The organism is Actinomyces sp. HMSC075B09, from assembly GCF_001812395.1.
Classification (GTDB): domain Bacteria; phylum Actinomycetota; class Actinomycetes; order Actinomycetales; family Actinomycetaceae; genus Gleimia; species Gleimia europaea.
Map to the genome: position 1 here is coordinate 680,188 of NZ_KV808731.1, position 22,778 is coordinate 702,965.

At 55.9% G+C, this 22,778-nt stretch carries 15 protein-coding genes and 1 tRNA gene; 15 read left to right on the plus strand and 1 reads right to left on the minus strand.

Annotated elements, in window-relative coordinates; all coding sequences use genetic code 11:
* The first annotated feature begins 183 nt into the window (after positions 1 to 183).
* A complete protein-coding gene (locus HMPREF2854_RS03905; protein ID WP_070619197.1) occupies positions 184 to 942 on the plus strand; it encodes an ABC transporter ATP-binding protein in 759 nt (252 codons plus the stop codon).
* Positions 939 to 3,452, plus strand: a complete 2,514-nt coding sequence (locus HMPREF2854_RS03910) for an ABC transporter permease (RefSeq protein WP_070619200.1) — start codon at positions 939 to 941, stop codon at positions 3,450 to 3,452. Before HMPREF2854_RS03905 ends, HMPREF2854_RS03910 begins: the two co-directional genes overlap by 4 nt.
* 80 nt (positions 3,453 to 3,532) lie before the next feature.
* Here the strand turns inward: HMPREF2854_RS03910 and HMPREF2854_RS03915 are convergent, their stop codons facing one another.
* On the minus strand, positions 3,533 to 4,162 hold the full coding sequence (locus HMPREF2854_RS03915) for a superoxide dismutase (protein WP_034509031.1): 630 nt from the start codon (positions 4,160 to 4,162) through the stop codon (positions 3,533 to 3,535).
* A gap of 244 nt (positions 4,163 to 4,406) precedes the next feature.
* Here HMPREF2854_RS03915 and HMPREF2854_RS03920 point away from each other — a divergent pair, with 244 nt between their 5' ends.
* The 13 genes from HMPREF2854_RS03920 to HMPREF2854_RS03980 all read left to right on the plus strand — a co-directional run bounded on the left by HMPREF2854_RS03920 (position 4,407) and on the right by HMPREF2854_RS03980 (position 22,645).
* Positions 4,407 to 5,915 (plus strand): DUF7059 domain-containing protein, encoded by a 1,509-nt coding sequence (locus HMPREF2854_RS03920; protein WP_070619203.1) that lies wholly within the window; start codon positions 4,407 to 4,409, stop codon positions 5,913 to 5,915.
* Positions 5,916 to 6,046: 131 nt separating this feature from the next.
* Positions 6,047 to 8,779 (plus strand): type I DNA topoisomerase, encoded by a 2,733-nt coding sequence (topA, locus tag HMPREF2854_RS03925; protein ID WP_070619206.1) that lies wholly within the window; start codon positions 6,047 to 6,049, stop codon positions 8,777 to 8,779.
* Positions 8,780 to 8,842: 63 nt separating this feature from the next.
* Entirely contained in the window at positions 8,843 to 9,505 is a 663-nt protein-coding gene (gene tmk, locus HMPREF2854_RS03930; protein WP_070619209.1) for a dTMP kinase, read from the plus strand.
* Complete coding sequence (locus HMPREF2854_RS03935) at positions 9,502 to 10,683, plus strand: DNA polymerase III subunit delta' (RefSeq protein WP_070619213.1); 1,182 nt, start codon at positions 9,502 to 9,504, stop codon at positions 10,681 to 10,683. Before tmk ends, HMPREF2854_RS03935 begins: the two co-directional genes overlap by 4 nt.
* Before the next feature lie 7 nt (positions 10,684 to 10,690).
* Positions 10,691 to 12,250: an alpha/beta hydrolase gene (locus HMPREF2854_RS03940; RefSeq protein WP_083309367.1), complete on the plus strand. Its 1,560-nt coding sequence runs from the start codon at positions 10,691 to 10,693 to the stop codon at positions 12,248 to 12,250.
* 171 nt (positions 12,251 to 12,421) lie between these two features.
* Positions 12,422 to 12,494 (plus strand) — tRNA-Thr (locus HMPREF2854_RS03945).
* Positions 12,495 to 12,659: 165 nt separating this feature from the next.
* Positions 12,660 to 13,856 (plus strand): cobalamin-independent methionine synthase II family protein, encoded by a 1,197-nt coding sequence (locus HMPREF2854_RS03950; protein ID WP_070619216.1) that lies wholly within the window; start codon positions 12,660 to 12,662, stop codon positions 13,854 to 13,856.
* 218 nt (positions 13,857 to 14,074) lie between these two features.
* The gene (locus HMPREF2854_RS03955) at positions 14,075 to 15,004 is read left to right on the plus strand and encodes a carbohydrate ABC transporter permease (protein WP_070619219.1); all 930 of its coding nucleotides are present in this window, start codon (positions 14,075 to 14,077) and stop codon (positions 15,002 to 15,004) included.
* Entirely contained in the window at positions 15,001 to 15,900 is a 900-nt protein-coding gene (locus tag HMPREF2854_RS03960) for a carbohydrate ABC transporter permease (RefSeq protein ID WP_261666650.1), read from the plus strand. Before HMPREF2854_RS03955 ends, HMPREF2854_RS03960 begins: the two co-directional genes overlap by 4 nt.
* Positions 15,901 to 15,962: 62 nt before the next feature.
* Entirely contained in the window at positions 15,963 to 17,267 is a 1,305-nt protein-coding gene (locus HMPREF2854_RS03965) for an ABC transporter substrate-binding protein (RefSeq protein ID WP_070619222.1), read from the plus strand.
* Between the two features lie 158 nt (positions 17,268 to 17,425).
* The gene (locus HMPREF2854_RS03970; protein ID WP_070619225.1) at positions 17,426 to 18,517 is read left to right on the plus strand and encodes an ABC transporter ATP-binding protein; all 1,092 of its coding nucleotides are present in this window, start codon (positions 17,426 to 17,428) and stop codon (positions 18,515 to 18,517) included.
* Positions 18,518 to 18,666: 149 nt separating this feature from the next.
* Complete coding sequence (locus HMPREF2854_RS03975; protein WP_070619227.1) at positions 18,667 to 21,870, plus strand: DEAD/DEAH box helicase; 3,204 nt, start codon at positions 18,667 to 18,669, stop codon at positions 21,868 to 21,870.
* A gap of 76 nt (positions 21,871 to 21,946) precedes the next feature.
* On the plus strand, positions 21,947 to 22,645 hold the full coding sequence (locus HMPREF2854_RS03980; protein ID WP_070619230.1) for a TetR/AcrR family transcriptional regulator: 699 nt from the start codon (positions 21,947 to 21,949) through the stop codon (positions 22,643 to 22,645).
* Positions 22,646 to 22,778: the final 133 nt, after the last annotated feature.

Below are 22,778 nucleotides of genomic sequence, written 5' to 3' on the forward strand. Positions count from 1 at the left end.
ACTTCCATTATGGAATTAGGTGGATTGCAAAACTATCGGGGATCACCCTGATTTTTAACCACGATTTCGCAAAAATAACCAGCTTCGTAACTCAGGGATAAACCAGGGTGTTACCGGATAACGCGAAAACTTGGCTGTCGATAGTTTGGAAACAACGATTTAAACCTATCGAAAGAGGAAACAATGTCCGCCCACACAATGCCGGTTGCAAGGCACGCAAGTAGCCAACGCACACCGATCGTACAGTTACGTTCCGTTACAAAAATCTATGGTCGAGACGACACTCGCGTGGTGGCCCTCGACAACGTCGACCTCGATATTTTCGAGGGCGAGTTCACCTCAATCATGGGCCCATCCGGGTCCGGAAAATCGACGCTCCTGCACTCGTTGGCTGGCCTTGATTCAGTAACGCGAGGCACCGTTACGATTGCTGGGCGAGAGATCACCAGCATGAACGACCGCGTACTTACCCACTTTAGACGCGACAACATCGGCTTTGTCTTCCAAGCCTTTAACCTCGTTCCCACAATTGATGCGGAAGCAAACCTCACCCTTCCTATGCGGCTTGCCGGCAAGCGCGTTGACAAACAGTGGATGAACCAAATCGTGCGCAACCTGCAGCTCGAAGACCGCCTCACGCACAAACCTCATGAGCTCTCCGGCGGCCAGCAACAACGCCTCGCCGTTGCCCGCGCACTCCTGTCCCGTCCAGCCGTCCTCGTCGCCGACGAGCCAACCGGCAACCTCGACTCCGCCGCCTCCGCCGAAGTTCTCAACATGCTTCGCAGCGCCGTAGACCACCTCGGACAAACCGTAATCATGGTCACCCACGACGTGAACGCCGCCTCGATTGCGGACCGCACACTGGTTGTACGAGACGGGCGCATCGTTGCTGACATTGCGCAGCCAACGCCCGAAACGATTGGAGACGTGACCCGGTGAAAGGCTTACTATCCGCAAACATGAAGTCGCACGGTTCGCGTTACCGGGCCACAGTAATAGCCGTGGCGCTCGCGGTAGCGTTCATACTCACCGCGTTCGGACTAGCTGGTGCGCTCCAATATTCTGCCAAAGCTTCAGTCGCATCGAATGTACTAGGCGCTGACGGAATCATAAGTGACGTCGTGTACCAGGACCTTGATGACTCCGTACAAAATCCGACGGACAAAATCTGGGAACACCTCAAAAACGATCCAAAAGTTCACGGCGAACCAATATATGTCGGCATTGAAGAAGTGACCGTTCCCGGCGGGGCCGATAGCGGTTTTCTCAGAATCGCGCAGGTGCGACCCGAACCGTTTGGAAACCCGAAACTAGCCGAAGGTAAGCTACCAGCCGCATCAGATGAAGTGGCGCTTCCCGAGTTCGTTAAAGCCAACCTGTCCGTGAAAGTGGGCAGCAAGGTCAAAATGACTGGGATAGACCGCGAGTTCAAGATTTCCGGCTTCACTGAAGTGGAGAACGGGATTAACTCGGCGCCAAGCATCCTGTATGCCGCCGGCCAAATCCCGAAGCTGTATGAAGATCGCTATGTGTCCGAGGTTGTCTTCAATGTTGATGGCAAGAAGGGTGATGCTGCAGTTGAATACGTACGCGCAGAAGCCCACAAAATCCTGCCAGATTTGGATACCGAGGAGATTGTCCTATCCTCTGAAGAATATGTTGAAAAGCAGATGGAGGACATCGCGGAGGGCATGCCTGCCGTGCTTGCGGTAGTCCTGGTTTTCCCTGGTATTGCAGCCGTTACCGCTATCATCGTTATCTCAACTACCTTCCAGGTGATGTTGGCGCAGCGGAAGCGAGAACTTGCTCTTCTGCGAGCTATTGGCGCGGATGCCCGGCAGATTCGCGGCCTCATGATCAAAGAAAACCTGATCGTTGGTCTGCTGGCCTCAATCGCGGGCCTGTTGCTTGGTGCGGTTAGTTCAACGCTTCTAAACAAGTTCACAAAAATTGTTCCTGAGTGGACTGACGCGTTCTTGGCTATCCCGCTCTGGGGTTATGCTTCAGCCCTCGCGATTGGCGTACTGATAACCCTTATTGCAGGTATTCGTCCAGCATTCCAAGCAGGAAACCTTTCGCCAATGGTCGCTCTAGAGCCGGTTGATAGTGCTGCCGTGCAGAAGAGCAAGCGGCTCACCCGCCTGATCTTCGGCATCGTAATCACGGGTATCGGCCTCGCGTGCATCACCATTGCCACCGTGAGCCCCGACTTTGGAAAAGAAGCGGCTCAGTTTGGTCTCGCGTTCCTCGGCGGCGTAGTCAGCTTCATCGGTGCGCTCATGCTTCTGACCTGGCTGGTTCCATACATTACGCGAGGCATCGGGAAGCTGATTGGCAAGAACAGTGTCACCTTCCAGATGGCCGGTGAAAACACGTGGCGCAATCCCGCTCGTACCGGAGCTACCGGAACTGCCCTCGTTCTTGGAATCACACTGGTGACCATGATGATTGTTGGCGCAAAATCGGTGGAAACCTCCGTTTTGACGGAGATTGACGAGAAGCGTCCGATTGATCTGATTGTCAGTACTGAAGATAATCGCCCTTTGACGGACGCGGAAATCACGGCCATTAATAAGACTGAGAACGTTACCCAGGTTGCAGTTACCAAGACTCTACGAGTTCCGGCCGGTGACGAGGCTGATCCTATGGGCAACGGCTATATGCAGATCAACGAGGCCGCAGACCTCTCGAAGGTCGCCCACACTGATGTTGCCACGCCACCTGAAGGCACCGTTGCGGTGGACGGATGGCTGTACGACCCGGATGAAGGAACAAAACAGTTCAGCGCGGGCGACAAATCGATGACGTTTGCCGTGCAGGCTGCGCACACCCCGAACTACACGCTATCTTCGAAAGATTTCGAGGCGGTGCGTGCAATGTACGGCGAGGAGGCAGTGGACTCGTCCGTGGCATTTGTGAGGATAAAAGACGGGCTTTCCATCTCGCAGGTGCTGGAGACGAGGAACAACCTCATGGACAAAGTCCAGGCTCCGCAAATAGGAGGAAGCGCCCTAGAGCGTGCGGCAATGGTTTTGGCAATCAAATCAATGTTGATCGCAACCGTTGTCATGCTGGCCGTATCGGTATTGGTGGCTCTTGTGGGCGTTACCAACACGCTCGCCCTGTCCGTGGTTGAACGCCGACGTGAGAATGCGATGGTGCGAGCACTTGGTATGACCAAGGGCGATCTTCGTCGCATGATCACCTGGGAGACCGTGCTGATTGCGGGCGTTGCCACCGTCGTGGGCGTGGCCATGGGAATCGGCTATGGGGCGCTTGGCCTGCACGCGCTTCCCATTGGTGAGGCTACTCGCCACCTGGTTATCCCGTGGGATCAAGTGGCAGTTGCTGCTTTGATCTCGTTCCTAGCGGCCCTGTTGGCGTCGATTATGCCGGCTCGCCTGGCCGCAAAGGCGTCCCCGGTAGAAGCCCTCGCCGATGTCGGCTAGAAGACCGCTACTTAGGTAAAGTTTCAGCCCCGCTCCAAATCACGGAGCGGGGCTGAAATGAGTGTTACCAGGCGGTTAGCTTAGGCGTTAACTACCAGGAGGTCACCGAACTTGGCGCGGGCGTTGTCGAAGCGCTTCGCAACGTCCTCCCAGTTAACGACGTTCCACCAGGCCTTCACGTAGTCAGCCTTCACGTTCTTGTAATCCAGGTAGAAGGCGTGCTCCCACATGTCGAGCATGAGGAGGGGTACAACGCCTACCGGGATGTTACCCTGCTGATCGGTCAGCTGGTAAGTGACCAGGCGGCCCGAAATCGTGTCAAATGCGAGGATTCCCCAGCCAGAGCCCTGCAGGCCAAGTGCTGCGGCGGCGAACTGTGCCTGGAACTTCTCAAAGGAACCGAAGTACTCGTCGATGGCGGCAGCGAGCTCACCCTCGGGGCGGCCCTGACCGTTTGGCGTCATGTTCTTCCAAAAAACCGAGTGGTTTGCGTGGCCGCCAAGATTGAAGGCCAGGTTCTTTTCCCACAGGTTGATTGCGGCAAAGTCACCGTTTTCGCGTGCCTCTTCAAGCTTTTCGAGGGCGGTGTTTGCGCCACCTACATAGTTTGCGTGGTGCTTGGAGTGGTGCAGCTCCATGATCTGCGCCGAGATGTGCGGCTCAAGAGCAGCATAATCGTAATCAAGTTCTGGCAGGGTGTAGACAGCCATGTTCAACTCCTAGGTTAAGGTCGGTGTCAACTTCAATAACTGCATCGGATTTCCTGTTGCGACACTTCGACTCTACCGAAGGCTGTAGTGCCTCGCATGCCGGTGAGACCTATATCTCCGGTGCGCAATCCTACAAGTGAAGGTGGGTTGATTTGCAAATCGGTCTTCGTTTCGTTGATATATTGCGCTTTTGTGGAAGAATGATTGAAGCTCATTACATGACATTAAGGTTGAGTAAATAAATATGCCCGCTCTGTTACTTGAACCAGATTTGATCCGCCGTTTACGAAAAGATCTAGTTGCCGCCCGCTTTTTCGTGGACGATGTGAATGCGTTGTTTGGCGAGGTTGCCGCTAACGCTCTGCTTCGAAACGAGCGGGTGCCGGCGTTGCTTGCGGCTCGAGGTGGACAGGGTGACTTGAGCGTATTGGCGCGGTTGTTTGTGCTTTGGGATGAAGTTTCCACCGCTGAGGTGGCTAGGGCACTGCCGACGGTGGGCGTGGATGGTTTGGTGCGTTTGGGCCTTGTGGAAGAACGCGAGGGGAAGGTGCGCGGCCTTGTTCAGTTGCAGCCGCATGAGGCGGTGACGAGTAATGGCGAGTTCAACTGGTGGATAGCTTCGGACCTGGGCGAGGGGCTGACCGGTATGGCCCCGCGTCGCGATCATGTGCTGGGAATCGGCGGCGCCACGCGTACACTCTTGCAGCTGACGCCGCGTGATCGGGTGGACAGCGTGCTGGATTTAGGAACGGGTTGCGGCGTGTTGGCAATGTACGCGACAACGCATGCAAACCGCGTGGTGGCAACGGACTTGTCGGGCCGGGCGCTTGATTTTGCGCGCTTCAATTTCGCGTTGAACGAGCTGGACATTGAGACTCGTGAAGGTTCCCTGTATGACCCGGTGGAGGGCGAGCAGTTCGATCTGATCATGTCTAACCCTCCGTTTGTAATCACCCCGGATTCACTACGCGGCGCCGGCCTCGTGGAATATCGCGACGGTGGTCGCACGGGTGATGATTTGATGAAAGAGGTGGTCACGGGCGCGGCGGATCACTTGAAGTCGGACGGACGCGCACTGCTGCTAGGAAACTGGGAGATCTCGGGGCAGTGGGATAGCCATCCGCGCGCGTGGCTCGAAGCGGCGGGGTTGAATGGTTGGGTGGTACAGCGCGAACAGCTGGATCCGGCTCAGTATGTGGAAATGTGGATGCGTGATAACGGTGCGCGCCTGGCGATGAGCCCCGCTGAGTACGAGGACGCCTTCGCGCTGTGGATTGCAGATTTTGAGCGTCGCGGTGTGCATGCCGTGGGGCTGGGCATGGTAGCGCTGGAGCGCGGCTCACAAACCCCCTCGATTGTCTGTGAACAGGTGGTGACTTCGCAGAGCGCTTCGGGTGACTACATTGGCAGCGCAATGAGTGAAATCTTCCGGTTCGAGATAACGCCGGAAACCTCTGAAGATGCTGTTTTTGTGCGCGAAAGTGACGTGCGCGAGGAACGCCATTACGAGCCGGGAGCCACGGACCCGCAGGTGATTATTGCGACGCAGGGAGGCGGGTTTGGCAGGCGAATCCAGTTGAACTCGTGGATGGCAGCGGCGTTGGGGGCGTGTGATGGGGAGCTGGCGATTGGCCAGATCATTTCGGCCCTGCACGTGCTAACGGATGAGGATAGAGATGTAATCTCTAAGCATGTGTACAGCCAGCTTGGGCTACTTGTGCGGGCTGGTATGTTGAAGCGGGTGACAGCCTAAGACGCGGTTTGCGTGTTTCTCTGGTTGGCGTCTGTGATAGGACTTGTGCAAAAGTTGTTTAACAACCGACGTTTCGGGTTCGACTTTAGGGAATGATCCGTATCCGCTAGTAGCGGAAGGAAGAGGAAAAAGTGGCGGGTAACAAACTCGTTATTGTGGAGTCTCCAGCCAAGGCGAAGACGATTGCTAACTATCTTGGCCCGGACTTTACTGTCTTAGCCTCGGTTGGGCACATTCGTGATTTGCCGCAACCTTCGGAGCTTCCTGCGGATAAAAAGAAGGGGCCGCTCGGTAAGTTCGCCGTGGACGTCGAACACGATTTTGCGCCCTATTACATGGTGAACCCGGATAAGAAGAAAACGGTTACGCAGTTGCGCCGCGCGCTTAAAGAGGCCGACGAACTCTACCTCGCAACGGATGAGGACCGCGAGGGTGAGGCCATCGCATGGCATCTTTTGGAGGTTTTGAAGCCGAAGGTGCCGGTTAAGCGTATGGTGTTCAACGAGATCACGAAAGACGCGGTGACTGCGGCGCTTGAGAATACGCGTGATATTGATACGCGTTTGGTTGATGCGCAGGAGACGCGCCGAATTCTTGACCGTCTGGTTGGCTACGAGGTTTCCCCGGTGCTTTGGCGCAAGGTGAATCGCGGGCTATCGGCGGGCCGCGTGCAGTCGGTGGCTACGCGCCTGGTGGTTGATCGTGAGCGCGAGCGCATGGCTCACGTTGCCGCTAATTATTGGGATATCGAGGCCGAGTTTGAGGCTGACAGCAAGTTCACCGCCCGGGTTAGCCAGGTGGACGGGCTACGCGTGGCGCAGGGCCGTGATTTTGGTGATGACGGCCAGCTGAAGAAGCCGCTTGAGGTTTTACATTTGAACGAGGACGCCGCGAAGGCGCTCGCGGATGTGCTTTCCGGCCTGGGCGCGGGCGGCGCGAAGGTTTTATCGGTGGAGCAAAAGCCGTATAAGAGGCGTCCGGCTGCTCCGTTTACAACCTCGACGTTGCAGCAGGAGGCAGGTCGTAAGCTCCGTTGGAATTCACGCGACACAATGCGAACGGCCCAGTCGCTGTACGAAAACGGTTACATCACGTACATGCGTACGGATTCTACGGCGCTGTCGAAGGAGGCCATTTCGGCGGCGCGGGCGCAGGCTCGCGAAATGTTTGGGGCGGATTCGGTGCCGTCATCCGCGCGGGTTTATGCGAAGAAGGCAAAGGGTGCGCAGGAGGCGCATGAGGCTATCCGTCCGGCGGGTAACCATTTCCGCACGCCGGCTGAGCTTGCAACGAAGCTAAGTTCAGCGCAGCTTGCCCTCTACGATTTGATCTGGAAGCGCACGTTGGCGTCGCAGATGACGGACGCTACGGGTACTACGGATACGCTCCGAATCGCGATGCGTACGCCTTCGATGAACGAGGTGGGTCCGCTCGCGTCCGGGGAGCATGATGTGATCGCTTCGGTTTCGGGCACGGTAATAACGCATCGCGGTTTCTTGGCGGCCTATGAGGAGGGCCGGGACGCGGAGCGCTACGCAGATAAGCAGTCCGGTGATCAGCGTTTGCCGAAGTTGGGCGAGGGCGCGCTAGTTGATGTTGTGAGTGCCACCGCTGAGGGGCATGAGACCACGCCGCCGCCGCGTTATACGGAAGCCTCGTTGGTCCGGGCGATGGAGGAGCGCGGGATCGGCCGTCCATCTACGTATGCGGCAACGATTTCGGTGATTACGGATCGCGGTTATGTGACGAAGCGTGGGCAGGCGTTGGTTCCGTCTTGGCTGGCGTTCTCGGTTACGAGGTTGCTTGAGAAGCATTTTGGCAATCTTGTGGATTATGATTTCACGGCTTCGATGGAGCAGGATCTGGACCATATTGCGGCTGGGGATCAAAATGCGGTGGCCTGGCTGAAGTCGTTCTACCTGGGTGAGGGGGATGACGCGCCGAAGGTTTCGGCTGATGGCAAGGGGCTTCGCCACCAGGTTGAGTCTCTTGGAGATATTGATGCGCGCGCGGTGAACTCGCTTGATTTGGGTGGTGGCATAACGGTTCGTGTGGGTCGTTACGGGCCGTATTTGGAGCGCGAGGATGAGGCTCGCGCGAATATTCCGAGCGACGTCGCCCCGGATGAACTGACGCCGAATAAGGTTGCGGAACTATTCAAGGAAGCTGAAAATGACGGCCGCGTGCTCGGTATGAATCCGGAGAATGGCCGCGACATTGTGGCGATGAATGGCCGTTTTGGCCCCTACGTTTCCGAGGTTATTAGCGAGGAGGAGCAGGCCGGCTCGAAGAAGAAGATTAAGCCGGCTACGGCCTCCCTGTTTAAGTCGATGGATTTGGCAACTGTGTCGCTTGATCAGGCTCTGAAGCTTCTGTCTTTGCCGCGCGAGATTGGCAAGGATGAGGAGGGCACGCCTATTACCGCGCAGAATGGCCGGTACGGGCCCTATATTAAGCGAGGCACTGATTCGCGTTCTTTGGAGAGCGAGGAGCAGATTTTCTCGCTCAGCCTCGAGGATGCGTTGGCGCTACTTGCACAGCCGAAGACGCGGGGCCGCAGGGCAGCGAAGCCGCCTTTGCGTGAGTTTGGGCTAGACCCGGTTTCGCAAAAGAAGGTGACGGTTAAGGATGGCCGTTGGGGCCCGTACATTACGGACGGTACTACCAACATTTCCGTGCCCAGTAGTGAAAGTGTTGAGGGGCTTTCCGAAGAGCGCGCTTTTGAGCTTTTGGCGGAAAAGCGGGCGAAGGGGCCGGCAAAACGGGCTACGCGTAAAACGACTACGAAGAAGAAAACCACAAGAAAGACAACTGCGAAGAAGCCTGCTGCAAAGAAAACCGCAACGAAGAAGGCCGCTGAGTAGTAGTAAGCGCGGCCGGGTGGGCGGATTAAATAATTTGTCCTACCCTCATGCGAGGATATTTATATGAGTTCAACTGATACCCACCCCGGCTTGTTCGTTACGTTCGAGGGCGGCGACTCTTGCGGTAAATCCACACAGATCGCGCTAACCAAGCAGTGGCTTAAGGAGCGCGGGGTTGCCCCGTTGCTTACGCGCGAGCCGGGTGGCACCGAGCTGGGGGAGAAGCTCCGCGAGCTCATCATTCATGGTCCGGATGACATGGATCCTCACACGGAGGCCCTGCTGTATTCTGCGCAGCGCGCCTATCACATGGAAACGAAGGTGCGCCCGGCATTGCTTCGCGGCGAGGTGGTGTTGCAAGACCGCTACTTGGATTCTTCTGTGGCATACCAGGGTGCTGCGCGTGCGCTGGGCGTGGATGAGATTTTGCAGTTGAATCTGTGGGCTGTTAGGGGATTATTGCCGGATGTGACGATCTTCTTGGATCTGGATCCGGAGGTTGCATTTGAGCGTCGTACGGGCGAGCCGGACCGGTTGGAGAGGGAGCCAAACTCGTTCCAGCATCGCGTTCGCGAGCAGTACTACGAGCTGTCTAAAACCTATGCGGACCGCTATCGCGTGATTGATGCTTCTGGTGATATTGAGAGCGTGCAACAGCAGATTCGCCGGGCTTTGGAACCGCTAGTTGAAAAGCATTTGCGGGCAAACAAAGTTGGCAAAGCGTGAGTGTTTGGGATGATCTTGTAGGCCAGGCCCGTGCCGTTGAGACGCTACAGGCCGCGGCAAGGCGTGCCCGCGACATCGTAGAGAATCCTGAAAATATTGAGAACGCTAGGGCCATGACGCACTCGTGGCTAATCACGGGTCCTCCGGGGTCGGGGCGTTCGAGTGTGGCCAGGGCCTTTGCGGCAGCGTTGCAGTGCACGGGTGAAGAGGTAGGGTGCGGCACTTGCCCAGGCTGTGCCTCTACGCTGGCCCGTTCAAATGGTGATGTGACGGATGTTGAGACCAGCTCGGTGATCATCCCGATCGAGCAAATCCGTGACCTTGTGTATCAATCTCAGTCTGCGCCTTCGCGGGGTCGCTGGCGTGTAATCCTCATTGAGGATGCGGATCGCATGATGGAGCGTGGAGCAAACACGCTGCTTAAGGCGATTGAAGAACCTCCTGAGCGTACAGTTTGGTTGCTGTGTACTCCGAGCCTGGAAGACATGATCACCACGATTCGTTCGCGGTGTAGGCATTTGGCGCTTCGCATCCCGCCGGCCGGTGACGTGGCGCAGCTCCTTACGTATAAGTACGGGGTAACTCCAGAGCGGGCGGCTGCTGCCGCGCGCCTGGCGCAGTCCCACATTGGTCGAGCTAAGGGCTTGGCTAGTGATGACACAAAGATCCGCGAATACCAAGAGCTGATGGATTTGGCGCTGAGTGCTACGTCGATTGGCGAGGCCGTGTTGAACGCGGAAACCCTGATGACGCGTGCTACGGAGATTGAAACGAAGCGGCAAGAAGTGGCGTTCGAAGCGGAGGAGGCTGAACTTCGCCGAGCATTGGGAATCGGTGAGGGAGAGTCGATTCCGGCCCATATGCGCTATCACTTTAAGAACTTGAAGGAAGAGCAAAAGCGTCAGGCAACGCGTATGCAGCGCGATGCGTTGGATAGGGTTCTGCTTGATTTGTTGGCGTTCTTTAGAGATTTGCTGGCGGGGCAGTTAGGCGCTGAAGTGGGGCAAATTAGCGTGGGCTTGGATGACATGCTTCGCGATCGGGCGCGAAAACTGGATGTGCATGCAACGTTGGAATCCATTGGCCATGTGGAACGTAGCCGGCAGTTGCTACAAACAAATACGAAACCGCTCCTGATCATGGAAGCCCTGTTAGCGGCACTGGTGCCAGGAAGGTAGAAGAACCGTGAAGAATGTGAAGCTCCTGGCAACAGTTGGCGCGATAACGCTCCTGTTGTCGGCGTGTTCTACTACGCCGCAGGCGCGGGTGCCGGAGGAAACAGTTCAGATAGAGGCTCCCGAGCCGGCACTTCAAACTTTTTACGATCAGCGCGCCGGCTGGCAAAACTGCGATGGTGACGCGTCCGTAATGGACTTTACGGATGGGCGTGCGGCGGAAAAAGAGTTTAAGTGTGCGAAAGTCACCGTGCCCCTCGAATATGAGAGTCCGAGCAATGGCACCATCGAGTTGCAACTGGTGAAGTACTCAAAGTCTGCAGGCGCTAAGCCGCTTGTGTTCAATCCAGGTGGGCCCGGAGGTAGCGCGGTTTCGTCGCTACCAAGCATGGTGGATTACACGTTTACCGAGAAGCTGATGGCAGGCTACGACATCGTTGCCGTTGATCCGAGGGGCGTTGGACTTTCTGCTCCCGTGCGTTGTCTAACCGCGGAAGAAACTGACGAGTTTAGGGCTGAGGATGCTCCCGCAACGGTGGAGGAGATCCGCGAAGCGTCTCGCAAACTGGGCCAGGCATGTCTGGAGAAGTCGCCAGAGATGGCCAGACATTCTGACTCTGAATCTGCAATGCGTGACATGGACATAGTTCGCGCAGCGCTCGGGCAGGAAAAACTCGACTACATGGGCTTTTCTTACGGCACGTTCCTCGGAGCGTTGTACGTGGACACGTTCCCACAACAGGTAGGGCGTTTTGTGCTCGATGGGGCGCTTGACCCGTCAATCCCAGTGGACGAGGTCGCAGAAGGCCAGGCTTCTGGGTTTGAAAATATTCTCGCCTTCTGGCTAGATGCGGGCTCAAAGAAGGGGCAGATTCCGCTCAAGGGCACCATGGATCAGATGAAAGAGCAACTAGGCGAGTGGTTGGAGACTTTGGAGAATGAGCCTTTGCCTACTGCTGACCCGGGACGCCCGCTCACCAAAGCGTTGGCAACGTCTGCCATCCTCGCCCTCATGTATGACGATTCAACTTGGAACGTGGCGTGGGCGGGCCTGTCGCAGGCAATGGGCCAAAAAGATGGGTCCATCTTGTTGCAGGTTGCTGACCTGTATGCGGATAGGCAAGATGATGGATCTTATAAAACCAACTCGTTTGACGCGTTCACGGTGATTAACTCTTTGGATTACAAGGCGCTGGACGATGAGCAGATGCAGATGTATGCGGACCGGATCTTGCACAATTCGCCGCTACTAGGCGAGGGGTTCATCTACTCTTCTGCGTCTATTGAAGGCTGGCCGGTTGAGTCCCGTGACACTCGTCGAGAGGTGAAAGCAAGCGGCGCGGATCCGATTCTGGTTATTGGTACCACGTTTGACCCGGCAACTCCGTATTACTGGGCGGAGAGCTTGGCGAAGCAGTTGGAGTCTGGCCACTTGCTCAAAGTGGAGGGGCTCAAGCACACGGCCTACTCGCGTAAAGCGGGCAACTGCGTGACTGATTCGGTTGATGACTTCATGCTGGCCGGCAAGCTGCCTGACGAGGGTAAAACTTGCCAGCTACCCAAGCAGTGAAAGGCAATCTCGCATTACCGGATTAGCACTCCGGCCGAAGGATGGAGCGCTCACGGTTTGGTTGCCGTTATCTGCGAGCGGCGAGGCCTCTCAGTCGGTTGTAGATCACAGCGCGCGGTTTGGCGGTGGGGGTGTTCATTCGCTAGAGTAAGGCTCGTGCCTTGTGGCGTTGCCGCCTTAGCTCAGTCGGCAGAGCGATTCACTCGTAATGAATAGGTCGTGGGTTCGATTCCCACAGGCGGCTCTGAGCCAGCCCCCGCGAAAGCGGGGGCTTTTTGTTAACGCGTCTTTAGCACATCGTGGCACTCTGTCCACTTGCGTGACCGGATTGTGACGGCCCTGAACTCTTTCTTCCCAAAATTGTTATCTTGAAAAGCACCATCGTCGATTTACTGTTGAAGGAGGAAAGATGGCGATTCGTACCACCCATGTCGGCTCCCTGCCGCGTACCGAAGAACTGCTCAACGCAAATTTGAGGAGAAAGGAAATGGGAGAGACCATGTTCGCCCAGATCCTTCAGTCTTCGGTAAATGATGTTGTTGCAAGGCAACAAGAGATCGGAATTGACTGGGTTAATGACGGTGAGTACGGCCACGTAATGACTGAAAAACTCGATTTCGGTCCGTGGTGGTACTACTCGTTCTCGCGTTTTGCGGGGCTCGAAATGACTGACAAAGAGTATCCGCTTGCGCCGCCTGCACCCGGATCAAACATCCGTTTGGTGGAGTTCGAGCAGCGTCGAGATTGGGTGAAGTTCAAAGACGTTTATTCCGATCCGGAAGCTGCGGTAATGCCAGGCGTGAAACAGCTCTCTGAAGAGGAACAGACAAAGCAAAATTTCCCCGTTATTACAGGGCCGATCGAGTACATCGGTCATGACGCTGTGAAGCAGGATATTGATGCGCTGGTCAGTGCTCTTGAGGCTAACGGAATTGATCGCAAAGACGGGTTTATAGCTGCGGTTTCCCCCGGCTCGGCAGCCCGTCTGTCTAACGCCTACTACGACAATGATGAAGAGGTCGTGCAGGCGTGGGCGCAAGCCCTTCGCGAAGAGTATCGCGCCATTACGGACGCGGGCCTCACCGTGCAGATCGATGATCCGTCACTGGCGGAATCGTGGGATCAAATCAATCCTGCGCCCAGTTTTGATGACTACAGGCGTTATATCCAGGTGCGTGTTGATGCGATTAATACCGCGCTAGAAGGGATTGATCCTGATCTGGTGCGCCTGCATCTTTGCTGGGGTTCTTGGCACGGGCCGCACACCACGGATATTCCGTTGAAGGAAATCGTGGACAACGTTTTGACCGTCAACGCCAAATACATTTCGTTCGAGGGAGCCAATGCGCGCCACGAACATGAGTGGACGGTGTGGCGTGAAGTCGACCTGCCTTCGAACCTGGTTTTGGTTCCTGGCGTCGTCAGTCACTCTACAAACGTTGTGGAACACCCTGAGCTGGTAGCTCAACGCATTTCCAGATTTGTGGACATCGTTGGCCCAGATCGGGTGGTGGCATCCACGGACTGCGGCTTCGGGGGACGTATTCATCCCTCGATAGCGTGGGCGAAGTTGAAGTCATTGGCTGAGGGCGCGCAACTAGTTTAAGATCGCACAGAAACGAAACCTCCGCGAAAGCGGAGGTTTCGTCATGTAAAACCACGATTGCGCGAGGCAAAACTTAACAAGTAATTCGGTGCGGCAACACTGGAATCCGCGTGTTTTACGGCTTCTCTAAATTTAGTGGCCTGGGGCTCACTTGTCCGACACGGATCGTTCCTGGCCGCGACACCTGCCGTTAACTTTGCCTCCCTACAGTTTCACGCATGTGGTCGATTACGTCTGCCAAAGAACGGCGTGACACGCTGCAAAAACGCTCAGACCGGCCTGACCGGAACGAGTGGTGGCTAGCAGCAATCTTGCTTGTTCCCAATCTGATTTTCCTCGCGGTATTCACCTACCGTCCCCTTGCCGATAATATCCGCCTATCATTCACCAACTGGAACATCTCCTCACCGACTGCGGAATATATCGGATTTGCTAACTACAAAGAATGGTGGAGCCATCCAAATACTTGGACAGTGGTCACCAACACCGTAGTCTTCACAGCGGCAACCGTGATCGGATCGTTACTACTGGGCCTGGGCCTTGCCCTTGTGCTCGATCAAAAGCTAAAGGGTCGAAACTTTGTTCGCTCGGTAGTGTTTGCGCCCTACATCATCTCTGGAGCCGCAATCGGGGTTGCCTTCCAGTTCGTGTTCGACCCCAGCTTCGGCCTCATTGCAGACATTTTTATTCGCTTGGGTAGCCAGTCGCCGGACTTCTATCAACGCCCCGGCTGGGCTCTTTTCATGGTGACCCTGACTTACATTTGGAAGAACTTGGGCTACAGCTTCGTCATCTACCTCGCTGCCTTGCAGGGCCGGCGCAAAGACCTGGACGAAGCGGCAGAAATCGATGGAACCTCTGCGTGGAGGCACCTCACCCGCGTGCTTCTGCCCCAATTGCGCCCCACAACGTTCTTCCTGTCAATCACCGTGTTGCTCAACTCGATGCAGGTGTTCGACATTATCAACGTAATGACTCGGGGTGGCCCGCAGGGCACTGGAACGACCACGATGGTCTACCAGGTTTACCAAGAAACGTTTGTGAATTCTCGTGCGGGATACGGCGCAACCGTCGCAACCATCCTGTTCCTCATCCTGCTGGTAGTCACCATGATTCAAGTGTGTTACATGCAGCGAGGTGAAAAGTGAGCGCTCTACGCATGCCTCTTCGAAAGAAAAACCAGAAGAACAGTGATTCTCATGAAGAACTCAACTATGTGGGCCAGCACTGGGGATTCAAAGTCCTTGGCTACCTTGCCATGGCTTTGTCCCTAGCCATCATCCTCGTGCCCATCTACTGGATCGTGATTGCTGCGTTCAAAACTCCCGGCGATATTTACACCCATCCGGCTAACTACTGGCCTAACCCGTGGACGCTGGACAACTTTGAGACGGTTCGCAGTGACCTCGCGTTCGGAAAATACCTGCGCAACTCAATCATCATTACCGCGGTTCTCTCGGCCATCAAGATTGCGCTGGGAGTCGCCTCAGCCTACGCCCTCGCACTTTTGCGCTTCCCTGGGCGCAACCTCGTATTCCTGTTTGTGATCGCGTCCTTGATGGTGCCTAATCAGATCACCGTCATCTCCAACTACTCGCTCATCGCAACCATGGGTCTGCGCAACACCTTCATCGGCATAATCATGCCTCTTGCAGGCACCGCGTTTGGCACATTCCTAATGCGCAACCACTTCATGTCACTACCCACCGAAGTGATTGAGGCGGCAAGAATGGACGGAGCGCGTCCCATGAAACTTCTGTTCCGCATCGTTCTTCCGATGTCGTGGCCCACGCTGTCTGCGTTTGCCCTCATCACTATCGTCAATGACTGGAACGAATACCTCTGGCCGTTCCTCATGTCGGACGACGAGTCCACTGCGCCCCTCCAAATCGGTCTTACCTTCCTCCAAAACAACGAAGGTATGACCAACTGGGGGCCCGTAATGGCCGGAACCGTACTAGCTGTCATCCCCGTACTCATCGTCTTCCTGATTCTGCAGAAGAACATGATCAAGGGGCTAACATCCGGCGCCGTCAAGGGGTAATCCCAAAACGCGCCACCAACATCTGATCCATCCCAAAACAACAATCACCTGAAAGGTAGAAAATGGACATTCGACGCATTGGCATCGCCGGCTTCGCGGCCGTCGCGCTTGGCCTCGCAGGTTGCGCCGGAACAGGCAGTGCCCCAACTGACAACGGTGCAGACAACTCCGGCGCTGACCAAGCTGGTGTTACCACCATCGAGTTCTGGTCAAACCATCCCGGCTCGTCGAAGGCTCTTGAAGAAGAGATGATCGCAGCTTTCGAGGCTGAGAATCCGGACATCAAGGTTAAGCTGACCGACGCGGGTAAGAACTATGAGGAAGTGGCCCAAAAGTTTAACGCCGCGCTATCGGGTGGACAGGTGCCCGACCTCGTTGTCGCATCCGACGTCACCTGGTTCAACTTCGCGTTGAACGATCAGCTGGCTCCGCTAGATGAGCTACTGGACCCGGCAGACACCGCTGACTACGTTCCCAGCCTCTACGACGAGTACGTGCTAAACGACAAGCACTTTGCCGTACCTTACGCGCGCTCCACGCCGCTGTTCTACTACAACAAGGATATGTGGCAGGCAGCCGGTCTGCCTGACCGCGGCCCGAACACCTGGCAGGAATGGAACGACGAGTTCGCTCCTAAGCTTGCGCAGGCCAACCCGAACGTGGCTCCGCTGGTGATTCCGGATGGTTCCTCCTACATGGACTGGTACTTCCAGGGAATGATCTGGTCAATGGGTGGTGCTTACTCCAAGGACTACACCATGTCCATGTCTTCGCCGGAATCTGTGAAGGCCGGCGAATTCCTTAAGTCGCAGTTCGACCAGGGCTACTTCAAGGCGGTTAAGGAAGCCACCGCTCCGTTCGTATCCGGTCAGGGTGCGGCAATGCTCGAATCCACCGGTTCGCTTAAGGGAGTGAGCGAGGACGGCAAGATCAACGTAGGCACTGCCTTCCTTCCCACCCCCGAGGGTGTTCCCGGATGTCCCACCGGTGGTGCTGGCGTTGGTATCGCGGCCAAGTCTGAGAAGAAGGAAGCCGCAGCTAAGTTCCTCGCCTTCCTCACCAACACGGAAAACACGGTGAAGTTCTCGCAGTCCACGGGCTACATGCCGGTACGCATCTCCGCCAAGGAGACCGATGAGGCAAAGAAGTACTTCGAGGAGAACCCGAACTTCAAGACCGCTGTAGACCAGCTTGAGTTCACCCAGAAGCAGGATGCTGGACGCGTCTACGTTTCCGGCGGTGGTATGCGTATTGGTGCAGCGCTAGATAAGATCGCGCAGGGCGCTGACGTTGCGCAGACCTTCAAGCAAATCGATGAGGAACAGCAGGGAATCATCGACTCCGACATCAAGCCAAAGCTCAAGTAGCGGCTTGGTAAATCGAATTATTTTGGCCTCTTCAATAAGCAGAGCTTAGCTCTGCGGCCGTGCCCCACTTGGCGGGGAGTGCAAGTGGGGCACGGCCACCCTAAGAGGCCAACAATATGGACCTAGATCCAAGTTAGATAACTACTGAAGGACAAACCGTGGCTAGTGTGACTTTTGAATCCGCAACCCGAGTCTTCTCTGGCGCCTCCAAGCCCGCAGTTGATTCGCTCAACCTCCAAATAGAAGACGGCGAATGCGTTGTACTGGTTGGGCCTTCCGGATGCGGGAAATCCACCTCGTTACGCATGGTTGCAGGCCTGGAGCCCACCACATCTGGCCGTGTTCTCATTGGTGATAAAGACATGACCGGCGTGCGTCCTCGTTCGCGCGACGTTGCCATGGTTTTCCAGTCTTACGCTCTGTACCCCAACATGACCGTGGCGCAAAACATGGCGTTTGCGCTAGAGAACATGAAGGTGTCCAAGAGCGAAATTAAAGAACGCGTGCAGTGGGCGGCCAGCATGCTAGAACTCGATGAACTGTTGGAGCGCAAACCCTCCGCACTATCTGGAGGTCAGCGTCAGCGTGTGGCGATGGGGCGCGCAATCGTGCGCAAACCTACCGTGTTCTGCATGGACGAGCCACTATCCAACCTCGACGCCAAACTACGCGTCACGATGCGCGGCGAGATCGCGAACCTTCAGCGCAACCTGGGCGTAACCACGGTATACGTGACCCACGACCAGGTGGAAGCCATGACCATGGGAGACCGCGTTGCCGTAATGCGGGACGGCCAGCTCCAGCAGGTTGATACGCCCGAACACCTCTACTCCAACCCCAACAATGCTTTCGTCGCCGGATTCATCGGCTCGCCCGCAATCACTCTTTTCAACACGACCGTGGATGACGGCCGAGCCCTCCTGGGCAGCAACGGCGTGCACATCCCGCGAAATGTCGCCGAGGCCGCCGGAGCGCAGGTAATCGTTGGCGTGCGCCCCGAAGCATGGGACGTGGTTGCGCCCTCTGAAGGCGGAATTCCGATCCGTACCAGCCACGTTGAACTCCTGGGCTCACAAGCTTTCCTCTACGGCGAAATGGTAGATGCAAACGGTGTTGTTACCGCTCCTGAACGAGTTGCGGTAATGCTTCACCGCAAGGCGCGCCCCCAGCCTGGCGACATTGTTTACGTGCGGCCACAGGAAGATGAGATCCTCTTCTTCGACGCTGAAACCGAACACGCGATCCGCTAGGCCAGGCTGCGCTGGCAACCGCTTAGTGAGTCGATATTTTGCATCTGCCGGTGTGGCCGCGCCAAGGAGAATAACGGACAGAAAATTTGCGCTGCGCTTTCGTAATATAAAAGCAAAGAACAAGCTGCGTAGTCTTCTGGAAGTGTTTGATGGACGAGCCTTTCGACCTGCCGCCCGGCCTATACGAGACGATTATTGACGCCGGTCTCGAAGCGGCCCTGCACAAGTATGGACAGCGCGTCGTAAGTGAAGCCATTGACAACGCGGACTTCCCCTACGTCATATCCAGATACGTAGCGGAGCGATTCGAAAACTCCCTCTTGAAAACCAAAGGGGAACGCGAGAGGTTCCTCCTAACAGACCGAGTTCTGGAAGTCATTAACGGCGGAAACAGCGCAGACAAGCCGATTGCTTTGAAGGACGGCAGAGCGCAGCTACTTACGGAAATCAAAGTTTTTGACAACTCGGTCAAAACCGTGAGGCCCGATACTCCGCTTACTGACGCGGCGCTACTGACCAACGCCGAGTATGACCCCTCTATTCAAACGGAGCTTAAGAAGGAGTTTCGTTCTGCGGACCGTGTGGACGCCCTCATCGCATTCATTAAATGGACGGGGATCCGCACTATTGCTGAAGAACTCGCTTATCTCAAAGCTCGTGGGGTTCCTATTCGTATCATTACAACCACGTACATGGGGGCTACAGATCGCAGAGCTCTTGACCGCCTCGTTCGCGATTACGGTGCTCAAATCAAGATCAACTACAACACCAAATCCACGCGCCTGCATGCGAAAGCCTGGCTGATTCACCGCAACACTGGCTACCACACCGCATTCGTAGGCTCCTCCAACCTGTCGGCTGCCGCTATGCAGGACGGCCTGGAATGGAATGTGCGTCTGGCAAAAAATAACACTCCCGCGGTATTTGAAAAGTTCGAAACTACCTTCGACTCATACTGGGCTTCGCCCTCGTTTGAAATTTACGATCCAGATCGCGACGCGGCAAAACTTGACCGGGCGCTCCAAGATGGGCGTGGTTTCGAGCAGAAATCTGACGCCGAGATTGACTTCACCGCACTCGACATACGGCCCTATCCCTACCAGCAGATCATGCTGGACGACCTCGAGTATGAACGAGCGATGGGGTGCCACAAAAACCTTGTTGTGGCTGCCACGGGCACCGGGAAGACCGTTGTGGCGGCGCTCGATTACAAGGCGCTACGCGAACGCATGGCCAGCGAGCTGGGCCGGCCCCCTCGAACACTGTTTGTGGCCCACCGCAACGAGATTTTGAACCAATCCATGAGGACCTTCCGCGATGTAGTGAAGTCGCGGCAGATCATCTGGTCCACCTCCGACGGCTACAGCCTGGCACAGCTCAATGACGCTACGCTGAACCGCTACGACAACATCGCTTTCGCCTCTATCCAGTCACTTCGCCCAGACGTGCTGAACGAAATTCCGCGAGATTTCTTTGACATCATCATTATCGACGAATTCCACCACGCTCAAGCCGCCAGTTATCAGCGCCTGATGCGCCACTTCAATGCACGCGAGTTGGTGGGCCTGACCGCAACCCCTGAGCGCGGTGACGGCGTGAACGTTGCCCTCGAATTCTTCAACGGGCGTGTGGCAAGCGAACTGAGGCTATGGGACGCACTAGAAGAAGGCCTGCTGTGTCCCTTCCACTACTTCATTCAATATGACGACACGGACTTATCCGGCGTAAAAATGGTGCGCGGTGACTACGTAACCAGTGAGTTGTCGAATGTCCTGACCGGCAATGACGCGCGTGTGCGTCAGATTGTGCAGGCCATGCGCGACAAGATCTTAGACTTAGAGGGCATGCGTGCACTTTGCTTTTGCGTGGACATTGATCATGCAAAATACATGGCGCGCTCGTTTAGAAAGTTTGGCCTCAAAGCCGAGTACGTCACCTCCGCTGAATCCTCTATGGAGCGTGACAAGGCGCTTGGAGCCCTCGCTAGCGGCCAAATTCAGATCATTTGCTCAGTAGATATTTTCAACGAGGGCGTTGACGTGCCGAGTGTAGACACGGTGTTGATGCTACGGCCAACCCAATCCCCCACGGTGTTCTTGCAGCAACTAGGCCGCGGCTTGCGGCTGTCGAATAACAAGACGGTCTTAACTGTTTTGGACTTTGTGGGTAACCAAAACGAGGCCTTCCGCTTCGACCTTAAGTTGCAGGTGCTTACGGGTACGTCGCGCAAGAATCTCATGGCAGCTGTGGAGAAGGGCTTTAGTCATCTGCCTGCCGGATCGCAGATTTTCCTCGAAGAAAAGTCGCAGAAGGTAGTCCTGCAATCAATAAAGAACAATCTGAACGTATCCACGCAGAAACTACCGGCCGAAATTCGGAACGCGGCCCTTGCCGCGCGGGTTGACGCGCAGGACTACCAACTCACGGATTATTTGAAAGACTCCCACCGCGACATTGCAGACATTTACAGTCGAAAAGACTTCAGAAAGCGCCCCATTTCGTGGAAGCGTTTACTGCACGTGGCGGCCACGGGTAGCGATCTCGCCGCGGATGCTTATGAGGACGTTCGCCGCAGGCTTCGCGCTTTCGCGCACGTGTCTGACCCAGAGCGGATCGAAATCTACCTCAAGATTCTTTCCACGCCACACTACCGTTACGAGGCGATGACGGCGCGCGAAAAGTTCTACGCGCACATGCTCATGTACTCGTTTTGGCCCAGCGGTAAACGTGACGAGAAAAAGATCGCGTCCATCGACTACGCCTTGCAAGTTTTGAGATCCACACCGGACCTCGTTGATGAACTGAGGCAAATATTCGTAGCTGTTAGTGATCGTACGAAGAAGCTATACCAGCAGCCCGCTGGCGAAATGGGGCTGTGGTCACCGCTTAAAGTGGGCGCGGTGTACACGCGCGAAGAATTGCTGGCTGGCATCGGCGTTGGATACGAGTTTCAAGGCCAGGCGCCCGGCGGCGTGCGTGAGGGGGTTAAGTACTGCGAGTACACCAACACGGAAGCCTTGCTGGTGACACTTGTAAAGTCGGAGGCTGACTATTCACCTAACACTCTGTACCGCGATTTCGCGCTTACACCCACGCTATTTCACTGGGAATCGCAGTCTAGCGCAGGACCGCACACCAAGGCGGGCATGCGGTACCTGGAGGGGGAATCCAACATTGCCCTCTTCATCAGAGAGCATAAGAAAGACGCTTTGGGGGAGGGTGCGGCATACACATTCGCTGGTCCCGCGCATCTGGTTGAAGCCAAAGGGGCGCGGCCGATGCAGATCACGTGGGAGCTTGACCACTCGCTGCCTCCAGACCTTTACATGTCCGCCCGGGCGGTAGCTTCCTAACTTAGCGCCACAAATCGGGTAGGTTATCCACACCCGCATATAATCTTGAAGGCGCACGTGACAGGGAGGAGCCGGCGTGAGCAGCAGGTTTGAAACCCAGCAGCGACTCATTGATGCAACGCGCGAGATCATAATTCTTGAGGGAGTAGAGGGCTTCACTCTCGATAATGTGTGCCGCCGCGCGGGTTTTACCCGGGGCGCGTTCTACTCAAACTTTTCTACAAAGGAATCGTTGCTCGCGGCGCTCGCGGAGGACGAGTATGCGGATCTGATTGAGCGTCTTGACATGCAGGTTGAAAAATGGCGCAGCGTGGACGCGGCAAAGCCAGCACAAATCGACTCCCTGTTGTTTGACGCGATGGACGCGATTGGGGTTAACCGCACTCTTTACGCCCTCCACACAGAAATGCAGGCCCGTTCCGTGCGAGACCAGGAATGGGGCGCACGCCTGGCCGACCTCAACGAGGAGTTTTTAACCGCTTTGGGGGGAGTTCTTGAAACGATCCTCCAGGCCGCAAGGCGTAAACCCGAGGCGCCGATGCGCGTGATCACTCACGCGGTGATCGGGATTGTTATGAGGGCTGCCGCGGTTGACGCCCTGGTGGAGAGCTATAAGGAACACCAGAGCCAGGCTCGAAGCCGCGTGGTTGGCCCGGCTTCACCGCCGCGGATTGAACGCACGGTGCCACAGCATCTTCCCATTGCGCAGTCGCCCGCTAAGCCGATTGTTGAAACGATCATTCCGCTTCTGTACGCGATGTCGAAACCGATTTGAGCGAAGCTTCTCGCCAAAGAATGTTCCCTCTTTAAGACGTGCAACAATTGGCGGAAAATAGGGGGAAACGAACCACGAGTTGGAAGTTTATTGACCAAAACCAGGCTTAACCTAAAGACATTGACTGCCAGAC